The organism is Bacillus sp. SN32 (assembly GCF_002837495.1).
Taxonomy (GTDB): domain Bacteria; phylum Bacillota; class Bacilli; order Bacillales; family Bacillaceae; genus Bacillus; species Bacillus subtilis.
Map to the genome: position 1 here is coordinate 66,179 of NZ_PJCT01000002.1, position 14,697 is coordinate 80,875.

General features: G+C 40.9%; 17 protein-coding genes and 1 pseudogene. 10 read left to right on the plus strand and 8 right to left on the minus strand.

All coding sequences use genetic code 11. The annotated features are described in order from the left end of the window. Positions 1-96: 96 nt before the first annotated feature. Complete coding sequence (gene maeN, locus CW370_RS08750; protein WP_021480493.1) at positions 97-1,443, plus strand: sodium/malate symporter MaeN; 1,347 nt, start codon at positions 97-99, stop codon at positions 1,441-1,443. Positions 1,444-1,478: 35 nt separating this feature from the next. Here maeN and CW370_RS08755 read toward each other — a convergent pair whose 3' ends face one another. Then, positions 1,479-1,694, minus strand: coding sequence for a hypothetical protein (locus CW370_RS08755; protein WP_015483630.1), 216 nt, complete (start codon positions 1,692-1,694; stop codon positions 1,479-1,481). A gap of 230 nt (positions 1,695-1,924) precedes the next feature. Here CW370_RS08755 and CW370_RS08760 point away from each other — a divergent pair, with 230 nt between their 5' ends. From CW370_RS08760 to mnhG, 7 genes are read left to right on the plus strand one after another with little or no spacing between them, the layout of a single operon-like run. After that, entirely contained in the window at positions 1,925-4,330 is a 2,406-nt protein-coding gene (locus tag CW370_RS08760) for a Na+/H+ antiporter subunit A (RefSeq protein ID WP_024571738.1), read from the plus strand. Next, on the plus strand, positions 4,323-4,754 hold the full coding sequence (locus CW370_RS08765; protein ID WP_003228819.1) for a Na(+)/H(+) antiporter subunit B: 432 nt from the start codon (positions 4,323-4,325) through the stop codon (positions 4,752-4,754). Before CW370_RS08760 ends, CW370_RS08765 begins: the two co-directional genes overlap by 8 nt. Further along, the gene (locus CW370_RS08770; protein ID WP_003220730.1) at positions 4,754-5,095 is read left to right on the plus strand and encodes a Na(+)/H(+) antiporter subunit C; all 342 of its coding nucleotides are present in this window, start codon (positions 4,754-4,756) and stop codon (positions 5,093-5,095) included. Before CW370_RS08765 ends, CW370_RS08770 begins: the two co-directional genes overlap by 1 nt. Continuing rightward, positions 5,088-6,569 carry a Na+/H+ antiporter subunit D gene (locus CW370_RS08775; protein WP_024571737.1) on the plus strand — a complete coding sequence of 494 codons (1,482 nt, stop codon included), beginning with the start codon at positions 5,088-5,090 and terminating at the stop codon, positions 6,567-6,569. Before CW370_RS08770 ends, CW370_RS08775 begins: the two co-directional genes overlap by 8 nt. A gap of 5 nt (positions 6,570-6,574) precedes the next feature. Then, on the plus strand, positions 6,575-7,051 hold the full coding sequence (locus CW370_RS08780) for a Na+/H+ antiporter subunit E (RefSeq protein ID WP_003228815.1): 477 nt from the start codon (positions 6,575-6,577) through the stop codon (positions 7,049-7,051). Next, a complete protein-coding gene (locus CW370_RS08785; RefSeq protein WP_003228814.1) occupies positions 7,051-7,335 on the plus strand; it encodes a Na(+)/H(+) antiporter subunit F1 in 285 nt (94 codons plus the stop codon). Before CW370_RS08780 ends, CW370_RS08785 begins: the two co-directional genes overlap by 1 nt. Beyond that, complete coding sequence (gene mnhG / locus CW370_RS08790; RefSeq protein ID WP_003244302.1) at positions 7,319-7,693, plus strand: monovalent cation/H(+) antiporter subunit G; 375 nt, start codon at positions 7,319-7,321, stop codon at positions 7,691-7,693. The genes CW370_RS08785 and mnhG overlap by 17 nt, the downstream gene beginning before the upstream one ends. A 38-nt stretch (positions 7,694-7,731) precedes the next feature. Here mnhG and CW370_RS08795 read toward each other — a convergent pair whose 3' ends face one another. From CW370_RS08795 to degQ, 6 genes are all read right to left on the minus strand, one after another. Further along, complete coding sequence (locus CW370_RS08795; RefSeq protein WP_014477831.1) at positions 7,732-8,112, minus strand: hotdog fold thioesterase; 381 nt, start codon at positions 8,110-8,112, stop codon at positions 7,732-7,734. An 18-nt stretch (positions 8,113-8,130) separates the two neighbouring features. Then, positions 8,131-8,775, minus strand: a complete 645-nt coding sequence (comA, locus tag CW370_RS08800) for a two-component system response regulator ComA (protein WP_003220716.1) — start codon at positions 8,773-8,775, stop codon at positions 8,131-8,133. Positions 8,776-8,855: 80 nt separating this feature from the next. Beyond that, positions 8,856-11,162: a sensor histidine kinase gene (locus tag CW370_RS08805; RefSeq protein WP_101169585.1), complete on the minus strand. Its 2,307-nt coding sequence runs from the start codon at positions 11,160-11,162 to the stop codon at positions 8,856-8,858. 15 nt (positions 11,163-11,177) lie between these two features. Then, positions 11,178-11,399 (minus strand): competence pheromone ComX, encoded by a 222-nt coding sequence (gene comX, locus CW370_RS08810; protein WP_024572550.1) that lies wholly within the window; start codon positions 11,397-11,399, stop codon positions 11,178-11,180. Beyond that, complete coding sequence (locus tag CW370_RS08815) at positions 11,396-12,265, minus strand: polyprenyl synthetase family protein (RefSeq protein WP_024572551.1); 870 nt, start codon at positions 12,263-12,265, stop codon at positions 11,396-11,398. Before CW370_RS08815 ends, comX begins: the two co-directional genes overlap by 4 nt. Positions 12,266-12,449: 184 nt before the next feature. Then, positions 12,450-12,590, minus strand: a complete 141-nt coding sequence (degQ, locus tag CW370_RS08820; RefSeq protein WP_003220708.1) for a degradation enzyme regulation protein DegQ — start codon at positions 12,588-12,590, stop codon at positions 12,450-12,452. A gap of 221 nt (positions 12,591-12,811) precedes the next feature. Between degQ and CW370_RS21530 the strand changes: the two are divergent. Both CW370_RS21530 and CW370_RS08825 read left to right on the plus strand, forming a co-directional pair. Next, positions 12,812-12,874, plus strand: a pseudogene (locus CW370_RS21530) (hypothetical protein); the annotation flags it as partial. A gap of 179 nt (positions 12,875-13,053) precedes the next feature. After that, positions 13,054-13,422 (plus strand): hypothetical protein, encoded by a 369-nt coding sequence (locus tag CW370_RS08825; protein WP_024572552.1) that lies wholly within the window; start codon positions 13,054-13,056, stop codon positions 13,420-13,422. Here CW370_RS08825 and pdeH read toward each other — a convergent pair. Further along, positions 13,398-14,627 carry a cyclic di-GMP phosphodiesterase gene (gene pdeH / locus CW370_RS08830; RefSeq protein WP_024572553.1) on the minus strand — a complete coding sequence of 410 codons (1,230 nt, stop codon included), beginning with the start codon at positions 14,625-14,627 and terminating at the stop codon, positions 13,398-13,400. The genes CW370_RS08825 and pdeH overlap by 25 nt on opposite strands. Positions 14,628-14,697: the final 70 nt, after the last annotated feature.

Below are 14,697 nucleotides of genomic sequence, written 5' to 3' on the forward strand. Positions count from 1 at the left end.
TTAATTTAATTGTTTATTAGTTTTTTAACTTAAAAAAATATGAAGTGTTAACGCTTTCTTGTAGACTGTAACAAACAATACATGGGGGTGTATGACATGGGAGCAATTCCAAAAACGGGGACAATTTCACCTGAGCAAAAAGACTCACAGGGGAAAAACCTGTTTCAAAAAATCTGGTCTTGGGAAATCGGTGTGATTCCTCTGCCTTTATACACAGTATTAGCTGTTATTATTATTCTTGCAGCCTATTACAATGAGCTGCCGGCAAATATGCTTGGCGGGTTTGCCATCATTATGATTCTTGGTGTGTTTCTCGGAGACATAGGCCAACGCATACCGATATTGAAGGATATTGGCGGCCCTGCTATTTTATCTTTGTTTGTTCCTTCATTTTTAGTCTTTTACAATGTACTGAATTCAACATCTTTAGACGCTGTAACCAACTTGATGAAAACGTCTAACTTCCTTTATTTCTATATCGCTTGCCTTGTTGTGGGAAGTATCCTCGGTATGAACAGAATTGTTTTAATACAGGGGTTTATCAGAATGTTCGTTCCACTGGTTGCAGGAACGATCGCGGCCGTTGCAGCCGGCATCCTTGTCGGATTTATTTTTGGCTATAGTGCCTATGATTCCTTTTTCTTTGTTGTTGTCCCGATTATTGCCGGGGGAATAGGCGAAGGAATTTTGCCGCTTTCAATCGCCTACTCACAAATACTGGGCTCATCTGCTGATGTATTTGTGTCTCAGCTGGTTCCAGCCGCAATTATAGGAAACGTTTTTGCTATCATATGTGCAGCCTTAATGAAAAAGCTTGGCGATAAGCGTCCAGATCTAAATGGGAACGGACGTCTCGTAAAATCTAAAAAAGCAAATGAGATTTTCAATCAAAAAGAAGCCGAAGCAAAAATTGATTTCAAATTAATGGGAGCAGGAGTTCTGCTCGCGTGTACATTCTTTATTTTTGGCGGGTTATTGGAGAAATTCATCTTCATCCCGGGCGCGATCTTAATGATTATTTCAGCTGCGGCTGTCAAGTATGCAAATATTCTTCCGAAAAAAATGGAAGAAGGCGCTTACCAGCTTTATAAGTTTATTTCTTCAAGCTTTACATGGCCGCTGATGGTCGGTCTCGGCATCCTCTTTATTCCGTTGGATGACGTAGCGTCTGTGATTTCTATTCCGTTTGTCATCATTTGTATTTCAGTTGTTATCGCGATGATTGGTTCTGGATATTTTGTAGGCAAGCTGATGAACATGTATCCGGTTGAATCCGCAATCGTTACTTGCTGCCACAGCGGCCTCGGCGGAACGGGTGATGTTGCCATTTTATCAGCATCAGGAAGAATGGGCCTTATGCCGTTTGCCCAAATTTCAACCCGTCTCGGCGGTGCAGGCACAGTTATTTGCGCGACAGTGTTGCTTCGTTTTTTCACTTCATAAACAGAAAGAGTTCCGTTTTATGCGGAACTCTTTTTTTATTTATTCACAATCCGAATATACTCTCGGGGACCAAACGGCAGATCCTTTGATTCCGTCTCACTCATTCTGGCTGACAGGTGGTGCTCCAGTAAATACAGCTCCCACTCATCACTAGCCGCCACACCGCTGCGCCCGTCATATTGATTCAACATGAATGCCCCTGCAAATACTGAGCAGAATAAACCTGAGCACATCACGACTTTTCTTTTCACATGACCAGCTCCTTACCTTCAGCTTGATCAGGATTGATTTTAAATATACAAATAACCTCTTTTTTGTTAGACTTATTTTGAGGTCAAAAGAACTCATAAAAACCCATTATAGCAGTTCGAAGCGTGGCAGCTTGCAGAAAAGTGCGATATAATTTGGACTAGGTCGTTTGACCGTATATTTCATACATAGCGCATTTTTCAATTGAGAACGAGAAAAGGAGGTCTTATCTTTGCAGCTCTTACATCTTGCTATTTTATCGCCTTTTTTATTTGCTTTTATCATTCCCTTCTTGGCAAAATACGCAAAAAGAGTGCATACGGGCTGGTTTGTGTTGATCCTGCCCGTCTTGCTGTTTATATACTTTCTCCCAATGATCAGGATGACACAATCTGGAGAAACACTTCGATCGGTATTAGAGTGGATTCCGTCACTCGGCATTAACTTTACCGTTTATATAGACGGCCTCGGGTTATTATTCGCTTTACTGATCACAGGCATTGGCTCTTTGGTCACTCTTTACAGCATTTTTTATTTATCGAAAGAAAAAGAACAGCTTGGGCCCTTTTATGTCTACTTATTGATGTTCATGGGCGCCATGCTCGGCGTCGTTCTAGTAGACAATGTCATGGTTCTCTACATGTTCTGGGAGCTTACAAGCCTTTCATCCTTTTTGCTGATCGGCTATTGGTATAAGCGGGAAAAGTCGCGCTATGGCGCAGCCAAATCACTTTTGATTACGGTCAGCGGCGGGCTGTGCATGCTCGGCGGATTTATTCTCCTTTATTTGATAACGGATTCCTTCAGTATTCGAGAGATGGTTCACCAGGTTCAATTAATTGCCGGCCACGAATTGTTTATCCCGGCTATGATTCTCATTTTATTAGGGGCTTTTACGAAATCAGCGCAATTTCCTTTTTACATCTGGCTCCCTGACGCGATGGAAGCTCCGACGCCTGTCAGCGCTTATCTCCATTCAGCTACTATGGTAAAAGCCGGCATTTATGTGATTGCGAGATTCAGTCCTATTTTCGCCTTTTCAGCTCAGTGGTTTTGGATCGTGTCCCTCGTTGGCCTCTTTACGATGGTTTGGGGTTCATTCCATGCCGTGAAACAAACTGATTTAAAATCGATTTTGGCGTTTTCAACCGTCAGCCAGCTCGGCATGATCATCTCCATGCTCGGAGTCAGTGCTGCGGCCCTTCATTACGGACATACAGAATATTATACAGTTGCCGCTATGGCTGCCATTTTCCATTTGATCAACCACGCAACCTTTAAAGGAAGCTTGTTTATGGCAGTCGGGATTATCGATCACGAAACAGGCACACGGGATATCCGGAAGCTAGGCGGCCTGATGGCGATTATGCCGATTACTTTTACCATTTCCTTAATCGGGACATTTTCAATGGCCGGCCTACCGCCGTTTAACGGATTTTTGAGTAAAGAAATGTTTTTCACAAGCATGCTTCGCGTGACACATTTCGACCTGTTCAACGTGCAGACATGGGGCGTTCTGTTCCCTCTTTTCGCCTGGATCGGAAGTGTATTTACGTTTATCTACAGCATGAAATTGCTGTTTAAAACATTCAGAGGAATTTACCAGCCTGAACAGCTTGAAAAACAGGCTCACGAAGCGCCTGTCGGCATGCTCGTACCACCGGTCATTCTTGTCGCTTTGGCTGTCAGTCTCTTCTTTTTCCCGAATATATTGTCGTACAGCTTGATAGAGCCTGCGATGAACTCAATCTATCCGACATTGCTTGCCGGCCATGAGAAATTCCACGTTCACATTTCACAGTGGCATGGGGTTACAACGGAATTGCTCATGACTGCGGGTATTGTTGTGATCGGAACAATTGGTTATTTGTCGCTGAATAAGTGGAAGGGAATCTATAAACTGTTTCCTTCGAAACTCACACTCAACCGGTTATATGATAAGCTTTTGACTCTGATGGAGAAAGGCTCTTACCGGGTCACAAAACAATATATGACCGGGTTTTTAAGAGATTATTTGCTGTATATCTTCGCTGGTTTCATCATTCTGATAGGCGGAGCTTTTGCCATTAAAGGCGGATTTTCATTTAAAACGGAAGGCATGGCTAAAATCGGTGTATACGAAATCATTTTGACGCTTGTCATGATCAGCGCCACAGTGGCGACTGTTTTTGCTAGGTCAAGACTGACGGCGATCATTGCACTCGGTGTTGTCGGTTATACGCTTGCATTGTTTTTTGTCATTTTCAGAGCGCCGGACTTGGCATTGACTCAGCTCGTCATTGAAACGATTTCTGTGGCACTGTTTCTGCTTTGCTTCTACCATTTGCCGAAACTGAGGCTGAAAACAAAAACGAGAACGTTCCGGATGACGAATTTTATCATTTCTTTAGGCGTCGGTGTTATCGTTACTCTGCTCGGCATCGCATCCTCAAGCCAGCGGACAAAAGACAGCATTGCGTCCTTCTTTGTCAAACACAGCCACGATCTCGGCGGAGGGGATAATGTCGTCAATGTCATTCTCGTTGATTTCAGGGGATTTGATACAATGTTTGAGATTACGGTATTAACGATAGCCGCTCTCGGCATTTACAGCATGATTAAAACAAAAGTAAAAGAGGAGGGGAAAAGCGGTGAATGAACAAAAAACAAATGACTTGATTCTTCAAACCGCGACAAAGCTTGTATCCTTTATCATTTTGCTTTTCTCTTTCTATTTATTTTTATCAGGGCATAACGCGCCCGGAGGAGGCTTTGTCGGCGGACTGATCACGTCCTCTTCCATCGTTCTCTTGCTCTTGGCATATGATTTAAAAACCGTGCGTTCCCTTTTGCCGGTCAATTTCATTTATGTCGCGGGAGCCGGCCTTCTGCTCGCTGTATTAACAGGCGTTGGCTCCTTTGTCTTCGGGGCTCCTTTTTTAACCCACACATTCGGATACTTTCAGCTGCCGATCCTTGGGAAAACGGAGCTCGCCACAGCGACGATATTTGATTTAGGCGTTTATCTTGTTGTCGTAGGCATAACGATGACCATTATTCAAACGATTGGAGAGGAAGAATAATGGAAATCTTAATGGCTGTATTAGCCGGTATTATTTTTATGGCTGCTACGTATTTGCTGCTGTCTAAAAGCCTGCTTCGCGTCATTATCGGAACAGCACTGTTAAGCCATGGCGTTCATTTAATGCTTTTGACTATGGGAGGATTAAAGAAAGGCGCCGCTCCGATTTTGAGCGAGCATGCCAAATCATTTGTCGATCCGCTTCCGCAAGCCCTGATTTTGACCGCAATTGTCATTTCTTTTGGCGTTACGTCATTCATCCTCGTCATGGCCTTTCGCGCTTATCAGGAATTGAAATCGGACGATATGGATCAAATGAGGGGAAATGATCAACATGAATAATTTTGTTATTTTGCCAATCCTGATCCCGCTTTTGTCGGCTATTCTTCTGATTTTCATGACGAAGAATCTTATGCTCATGAGAATCTTCAGCACGGCGGCATCGGCCATCGGGATTGTGATTAGCGGCATACTTGTACAGACTGTCTTCACAAAAGGTATCCAGACACTCAGCCTAGGCGGATGGAAAGCGCCGTACGGCATTGTGCTTGCCGCAGACCAATTCGCCAGCCTTCTCGTTCTCACAACAGCGATCATCGGTTTATTGGTTGGGCTTTATTCCTTCCGTTCTATCGGTGAAAAACGGGAGCGCTCCTTTTACTACTCCGGCATTCAGTTCTTGCTTGCCGGCGTCAGCGGAGCGTTTTTAACAGGCGATTTATTTAATATGTACGTATTTTTTGAGCTTCTGCTTATTGCTTCCTATATGCTGATTGTATTAGGCGGCACAAAAATTCAGCTGCGGGAATCCCTTAAATATATTGTGTTTAATATCGTATCGTCTGCCCTGTTTGTCATAGGGGTCGGCTTTTTATACGCTGTAACCGGTACGTTAAACATGGCGGATCTTAGCGTGAAAATCAGCGAATCAGGACAAACCGGGCTGATCACTGTGATTGGTGTCCTGCTGCTTTTGGTATTTGGCATGAAGGGCGGAATCTTCCCCCTCTACTTTTGGCTTCCAGGCTCTTATTACGCGCCACCGGCAGCAATCTCCGCGTTGTTCGGCGCTTTGCTGACAAAAGTCGGGTTATATGCGATTGCGAGGGTTTTCACATTGATTTTTATTCACGATACAGCCTTTACCCATCAGCTGATGATTTGGCTGGCGGCGCTGACTGTGATTTTTGGTGTCATCGGTTCACTCGCTTATTCGAATGTCATGAAAATTGTGATCTATAACATTATTACCGCTGTCGGCGTGATTTTGTTCGGTGTGGCAGTACACACCCCCGCATCCATTCAGGGCGCGATCTACTATCTGATTCACGATATGCTGATTAAGGGCGCTTTGTTTATGCTGGCGGGTACGCTGATCGCATTGACTGGAACTGCGAGTCTGCATAAAATGGGCGGGCTGATCAAACGCTATCCTGTTCTTGGATGGATGTTTTTCATTTCCGCTATTTCTCTTGCAGGCATTCCGCCACTGAGCGGATTTGTCGGCAAATTTAAAATTGCGGAGGGCGGCTTCGCAGAAGGTGAATTTACGATATCCATGCTGATTCTGCTTTCAAGTCTGCTCGTACTGTACTCTGTGCTGAGGATCTTTATACATGCGTTTTGGGGCGAAGAAAAAGAAACGCCAAAACCAAATCATCGAACAGCTAAAGGACTTCTTTATCCGGCAGCTATTTTTCTCTTGCTGTCTCTTCTCTTCGGGGTGGGTACAGAATGGGTGTCGCCTTACGTTGATCAAGCGGCCGAGACGCTGCTGAATCCGGAAAAATATATCGAAGCTGTTCTGAAGGAGTAGATCGCATGGCATTTCAAATTTTATTAAATGTGTTTCTCGCTTTTTGCTGGATGTTCTTAAGCAACAGTCCAAGCGCCGCAGGATTCATTACAGGCTATATTCTGGGAATGCTCTCTCTCTTTTTCTTCCGGCGCTTTTTCACTCGCCAGTTTTATCTATGGAAATTGATTTCTATCATCAAGCTCTGTTTCATTTTTATAAAGGAACTGTACCTTGCCAATGTCAGTGTGATGAAATCAGTCTTATCTCCAAAACTGAATATCAGACCGGGTATTTTTGCTTTTAAAACTGAACTGACGAAGGACTGGGAAATCACCCTGCTTTCTCTGCTCATTACATTAACGCCGGGAACCTTGGTGATGGATATTTCAGATGACAGAACAATACTTTATATTCATGCAATGGATATCGAGGATGCGGAAAAAGCGATTTTTGACATTCGGGAGTCATTTGAAAAAGCCATACAGGAGGTGAGCCGGTGATGTTTACGCTGATCCTGCAAATCGCGCTCGGCATTATGGCAGTGTCTACCTTTTTGTATGTCATTCGTGTCATTAAAGGGCCGACTGTGCCTGACCGGGTCGTGGCTCTGGATGCAATCGGCATCAATCTGATCGCAATCACGGCGCTTGTCTCCATTTTGCTGAAAACAAGTGCGTTTTTGGATATTATTTTGCTGCTGGGGATTTTATCGTTTATTGGAACGATCGCATTTTCCAAGTTCCTGGAGAAAGGAGAGATTATCGAAAATGATCGAAACCGCTAAGGTCGTTGTGGCTGTATTCATTTTGCTGGGTGCTCTAATATGCCTCATTGCTTCATTTGGCGTACTTCGCCTTCCCGATGTGTTTACACGCGCTCATGCTGCTTCTAAAGGCTCAACATTGGGTGTCAATATGATTCTGCTCGGTGTCTTCTTCTATTTGTGGTTTGTGACGGGGGAACTCTCCGCTAAAATCCTGCTTGGGATTCTCTTTATCTTTATTACGTCGCCTATCGGCGGGCACTTGATCTGCCGTGCTGCGTATAACTCCGGCGTCAAGCTTGATGAGAGAAGCGTACAGGATGACTATAACGGAATCAGAAACTTTGTGATTAAACGAAAAGAGGATTCTTATTTATAAAAATAAGCAGCCGGACAGGCAGAGTTCCGGCTGTTTTTTTATTTCTTGATGACAGCCAGCGTGCATCTGGATATACAGATCAGCCTCTCTTGCTCGTCATATATGTGAATGTGATAGACAATCGTCGTTCTGCCGATATGAACGGGCTCGGCTACCGCCTTTACCGTTCCTTCCTTTACAGATTTTAAATGGTTGGCGTTAATCTCCAAACCGACACAAGCCTGTGTTGAATGATCAATCAGGTTCTGTGCACCTGCGCTCGCCGCTGTTTCCGCCAGGGCCACTGAAGCGCCCCCATGCAAATATCCGAACGGCTGCACCGTCCGATGATCCACCGGCATGACCGCAACGCATCGTTCCGCTGTGTTTTCAACAATCTCTATACCAAGCGCTTCAAGCAATGTGTGTTTCGTATCCATCATCTACACCCCCAACATTTAAAGTACACCGTCTGATTTCGCAATCAAAACCGCTTCCGTCCGTGAACCGACATTCAGCTTATTGAAAATCGATGTCAAGCTGTATTCAATGGACCGCTTGCTTAAATGAAGGGCATCTGCGATTTCTTGGTTTGTAAATCCCTTTTCAACTTCTTGAAGAATCAGGCATTCTCTAGGTGTGAGCACATCTTGTTCTTTTTGAGAGGAAGGAGCCGGCTTTGTTTTTTGCTGAGTCATCAGCTGTTTAAAGTAAGCAAAATCGACTAAAATTTCTCCGTTGAGTACGTGGTATATGTATTGGGTGATCTTTTCTTTAGATTCCGTTTTGCTGATGGCACCGTGCAGACCCGCACGAATCGCTTCCTCGAAATAATCCTCGACCTCATAACCGGTATACACGATAATTTTACAATGAGGATTCTCTTGTAAAATCTGTTTAGAAAGCTCCATCCCATTGACCTCGCCGCCTAGATTCAGATCCATTAAAATGAGATCATATGACGAGAAATCATGCTGCTTGATAAACTGTTCGCTCGGTTCAGGACTGAGACAATCAACAGACAAATTCGAATCCGTTTCCAAAATTGTCTTGGTGCCTTCCATGACAGCCGGATGGTCATCAATCACTAGTATCTTTTTCATGTTTTCCTCCCTTTTACTCACTCTTTTCCATTTTATAAAAAAGACTTGGCCTGTGCCAAGTCGTTTCCGTTATAAATCCATTACAATTCGATTTCAATATCAGCCTTAAAGCCCTTTCCTTCACTTGTTTCAATCCGAAGGCGCCCATCTAAAGCCCTGACTCTCTCCTTAATGCCAGAAAGCCCCATGCTCATGGAATGCTCAGTATTCTTTTCCTGATCAAACCCAACGCCATCGTCCTCATAATGAAGAACGATTTTGTTTTGAATACTGATGAGCATAATCAGCACATCCGTCGCCTGAGAGTGCTTGACCGCATTAGACAGAAACTCTTGAATGATCCGGTACAAATTCAGCTGCGAATCCAGATCAAGGGAAGCCGTAAATCTCCCGGTATTTAAACGAATATGAAACGGAACCCGCTCCTGCTGCTGCGCCACCAACTTCGACAGCGCCTTGACCAGCCCAAGATCATACAGAAGCTGCGGTCGCAGCTCATGACACGTCTCCCTCGTCATCGAAATCACATCAGACATCTGCTCATTCATCTGTACAAGCTTGTCCTGCACCTCTTCACGGCACGGATTATCACCCTTCTTAAAATCACCCAAAAACAGCTCACACTGGCGTTTTAAGGAAATCAAATCCTGAAGAACCGAATCGTGGAGATCGCGGGCGAGATCCGAGCGTTGTTTTTCTTCGATCGTGTACATGAGTTTTTTGAGCCATACGGGGTTGGATTCTTGTTGTTTTAAATCCTCAAGATGCACCATCAATTCTTCGATTTTCATAACGTTTTCCAATGAGACATTTGTATAAAACGCTAATGTTTGAAGCCATGCAATTTCATCCCTTGTTAATTTAAAAGTATTATAACTTGAGAAACAGAGTACTAAAAATGATCTGTCTCCTCGTTCACCTATTTTAATAATAAAACCTTGTTTAAACTCTTTAATTTTACCGATATCACCAGAAAAATTTTTCACATATTGCTCATGATTTTTATAAGTCAAATCTTTAAAGTTGTTCTTACTAAGAAGGGTGATTTCCCCTTTAGAATTATCATACACGCAAGCATTATCTATGTTTAATACTTCTAGGATTGTATTTTTAAAGTGATTAAGTACTTGATCTACTGATGATGCTTGCTTAATCAACTGAGTAAATTTAAAAATCCCATCTTGATAATTAAATTTCTCTGTAAATCTTTTCAACTTGAAACGAAAATCAATGATTTCTTTAAAGTAAAAGACAGCAAACATAAGCAAATATATTACAACTGTTAGTTTAACGGAGTAAAAGTTATCTTCTGGTTTTTGAATGTAATTAAATATGGTGACCACAATAACAGTAGGTGTAATGGCTAAAAATCCATAGTATTTAAGCCGTCCTACAACAAAGTCAATATTATAAAGTCTATTTGTCATAAATTGATACACTAAAGAAAAAGGTATAACAAGTGTAAAAGCTGCCAAACTAAAGGGTGAAAGATACTTATCAAACAACACATAGGGAATAACAAAAAAGATAATAAAAGGACTAAAAGACAGGATATTTATATAAGCAAGGATTTTCAAAATTGACTTTTGCTCATTTTGTTTGATTTTTCTAATCCCTTGATGGATAAGAATAGATACAGTAAGGACTAGGACAAAAAAGGAAATCAAGTTCAAGTTTGACAAAAAAGCCGAAGAATTTAATCTATTACTCAAAACAGCTTCTAGTAACAGGTTTACGAGTGGAAGTATATACATAATGATTAAAATCTTCTTTTTGAATAACTTTGTACCCAATTCCGCAAAGTATTTATATATGAAATGTATATATAAAATTGGACAACTTACTAAAGTAAGGACAAGTAGATAAGTGCTAACCTCTTCACCTCTTCTTGCCCCGCAGGCACTTACATATGCTACTGATACAAATAACAAAAATAAGATTAAAACAAAAGCAGAAGGTGATTTTCTTACTTTATTTATTCTGTAAACAAAAAATATACAAAATAAACAGATTGAATAAGATATGAGCGGAATGAGATACATAAATAAATTTTCTTCACTTATTAGGCTTACATTTTGTAAATGAAATGATTTATTATCTCTTTCAACAGTTAAGCTTTCTACATTGACCAATCTTCCGCTCTCTAACTGGATTTCGCTTCCTTTTTGCCCATTCACTTCAAGAATGATGTCACCTTTTTTTACACCTGAATAATATTCATAATCCACAACTTTGGTAACCTCTAACTTACCCTGTTCATTAATCTTCACATCCGCACCTACAAAGATATTAAAAACAGAAATATAAGAGAGGTAGATCACATAAACAAAGCTTAAAATGATAAAAGCTAGAGACAAATATTTATAGACATTATTATTTATGTGCATCTCATCATCCCATAATTAAATTAAACTTTTTCTTTTATCATCCTCAAAAAAATTACTGATAGCTTCTATTGGGGGCCAATTGCTTGTTCTTGGTGCCTCTCCTTCTTCAAACGCATATAATATTGCTTTCTTTTCTTTTTCATTTATATTTAGCAAGGTTAAGTTCCCATTCTTAAATTGATCAAAAGCTTCCGGGTTGTTTGCTAGATGGCTTATAATTTTATCAATATGTTTCAATTTAAATTCCCCCTTAATAATTGAACAAATAGTTTATTCTTTCTTTGTTCATCTAATTTCAGTTTTTTGAATGATTCTTTAAAGTTTTCCAATGCTATATTTTTAATAACATTCAAATATTGTATTACACCTGATTCTCGTAGCTTCTTTTTCAATTCTTCCATATTATTTATCTGATTATTTTCTTGCGCATAAAAATTTAATAAGTCAATCGATGATTGGTTATATTTATTTTTTAGATAGTAGAAGGCAAGATTGTGTCTAGTTTTTATGTCATTATTGTCAGGATAATATAGCCCATGGTGATCATTCGCAATTTGCTCGACTATACCCAAATAAAGTGAATACTCCTCGACTGTTTCATTAATTTCTCCAGTTGCCAAATATACACCAAGAACACTAGGCAATGTTACAAGAGAACCTGACTTAAGTTTAATCATTTCAATATACTCTGATTCTGAAGAGATTTTTACATTTAAATCTGCATGTTGCCCTTGTAAAGATTGAAGTGAATATTGTAAAGTCAGACTTAGAAGTTGCGGATTGTTTGAAACTAAACTTATCACTTGCAAACTTAATGTAAAAAGTGTAGTAGCTGCGTTAATCACTATCGAAGGATCTATTTTCATCCAAGAAGCCTGAAGATTGTCCTTATCCTCAATATCGTCAAAAATGTCAGCAGATAAAATTAAAAGTTCTATACCAGAAGCCAACAACTCAATTGCTGTAACATCTTTTCCGTCAAATGCTATGTAATGGTGATAAGCTAATTCTGCAAATGAAAATTGTTTTTTTTCTTCAATAAAAGAAATAAGTTTTGTTTTTAAGTCTTCATTTGAAATATTTTCATCTACAATCTCCTTCATTTTCTCCTTGATCCGGCCAGAATCTAAACATATCTGCTCAATAACGACTTCCCCCCTCCCATTCCATTTTACTAAATGGGACATTTAAAGGACAGCAGGTTTTTCGTTTTTTAACAATCATATAATACTTTATCCATTTATTGTATCGGTAGAACGAAAAAAAAGACTTGTTTCCAAGTCTTTTTCACGAAATTTTCATTGCATAATTGTATTTATCGAGTTGATCAATGCTTTTGTTAATGTTTCGTAATGAATCTGTCGTTTCTTTAATATCAAGTTCGAGTCGGAATAACAATTGTTTTACTTCTTCAAGTTTCTTTTCCATCGTTTCCACACTCCTTTTTTTGAAAGATCAATGAATTGTGTATGGTGAACGAGTCCTAGGTATTTGATCTGTTACTAATAGTGTATCTGCTTTCGGCTCATTTTTCACCGAAAAGTATGCAAAAAAGTCCTGCGTGACACCGCAAATCTCAATAGGTCCTTATACTCAAAGGGATCACAACAAGAACGGGACTATCTTTCTATGCGAAAGAGCGTTTATATGTGCTCAAATTGAGAAAGATTCTTAATTCCCTTGATTTTAACGTGTTTCGCATTTTTACTAAGTAAGACTATAGTCCTTCATACCGTATTTTCAAAATTGAATATGCGATTCTTGGCGTTTCCTGACCGACAAACACCGAAAAAGACCGCAACGCTAAAGTTGTGGCCTTTTCGCTTTGTCATATTCGGCAATTAGGGATCTATACATATAGAAACATCCTTTTTTTTTGTGAGGTGCTCCCATGAGATATCGTTATCCCTGGTTTTACGTGTATCCGTATGAGGTACGCCGTCCGCCCGCTCCTGCCAACAATATTGATACCTTTATCCGTTCAGCGAAGCAGGCCGCAGGGATATTTGCGGATGCCCAGCTCGTTCTCGGCCGCATTGCGGGCTCGCGGGAGCTCTCGCGCCGCATTCTGACCGCAGCCGAACAGTCCGATAAACAAACCATCAAGCGCCTGATCAAACAATTGGGCGTCCGGCATGAAGTGGATACGGTCTTTAATCCCGACGGCATCTATATCAGCCTTATCGGAACGCAAAGCCGAATGATTCTTGCTTTGCGGTGGTCAGAGGACCGCAATCATTTTGCGTCCATAAGATTATGACACCATTCCAGAGCCTCAAGATAACATTCATACGCTTCTTCTTTGTCGAGTTGATTGCCTAATTCCGAGCAAGTGTCCCAGTTGTTGCTTTCAATTAATTTCACAAGCTCAAGCATTTGGTAGTAGTCGTTTTGATGGCCTAATAATGCTTGCCCGACTTCATCTTTTAAAGGCAATTCTTGAACAATTTCCTCTATTTCTCTATGCAGGAGGGTGTCTATGAGAGAAAACATTCCGATCAACATATAAGAAGCAGGCTGCGGACGGGATGTCTTTCTCGCCAGCAGTTCGCAAAGCTTTGCTCTTATCAAAGAAATCTTAATGATTTCGTGCTTGCTGGAATGCCCTTTCCTGCTTAAATCCTTAAAGGAAAGAATATATATCCACCGTTTGATTTCATTAAATCCCAGCAGCATAATGGCCTGTTGAATGCTTTCAATTTTCTGGCTCAAACGGCTGTGGGATGAGTTTAAAAATTTTAAAATCTGATAGGACAGTGATAAATCCCGCTCTATGTACTCTGTCACACGCTTTATGTTAGGCTGCTCTTTGCTCAGTTCGTTAAGCAGTTCATAGTAAGAATAGAAATGAGTCGATAGGTCATGCCCGCTGATGATGCGCGGCTCGCTGAAAAAGTAGCCTTGGAATAATTGAAAGCCGTCTTGGACCGCCTGTTTATATTCTTTTCGGGTCTCTACTTTTTCCGCTAAAAAAATCAGGCCGCGGCAGCCGTAGGTTTGCAAAATTTTTCTGCGTTCCATTCGTGTTGTTTTGAGAAAATCAATTTTCAATATGTCAATATAGCTCATGAGTTTTTCCAGTAAGTCCTCATCTTGCGGGTTTATTGCATAAAAATCATCAAGCGCCAGCATATACCCCATTTTTTTCAATTCTTTGCATCTAGAAATGAGGGCCGGCGTGATCGGTATATCTTCAAGGATTTCAATGACAAGCTGTTTCGGATTGAAGGAGGTGGGAAGATTCGAAAACATCAGGCTTTCCGTAAAATTAACAAAACAGCGTTTCCCTTCCGTCAGCTTCTCAATTCCGATGTTTAAAAAGCTGTTGATCACCAAATCAGTTGTTGCCTGATCGCCGTCTTTAGCGCTATACACGTTCTCTTCGCTTTCTCTATACAGCAGTTCATAAGCAACAACCTGTTCTTTTCTATTAAAAATAGGCTGTCTTGCAACAAACACCCTCATTGATTTATCCCCCTTACAATACGCGCGGCTTTCATCCCTAAGTATATCAAATAATTTGACGAAAATTGTC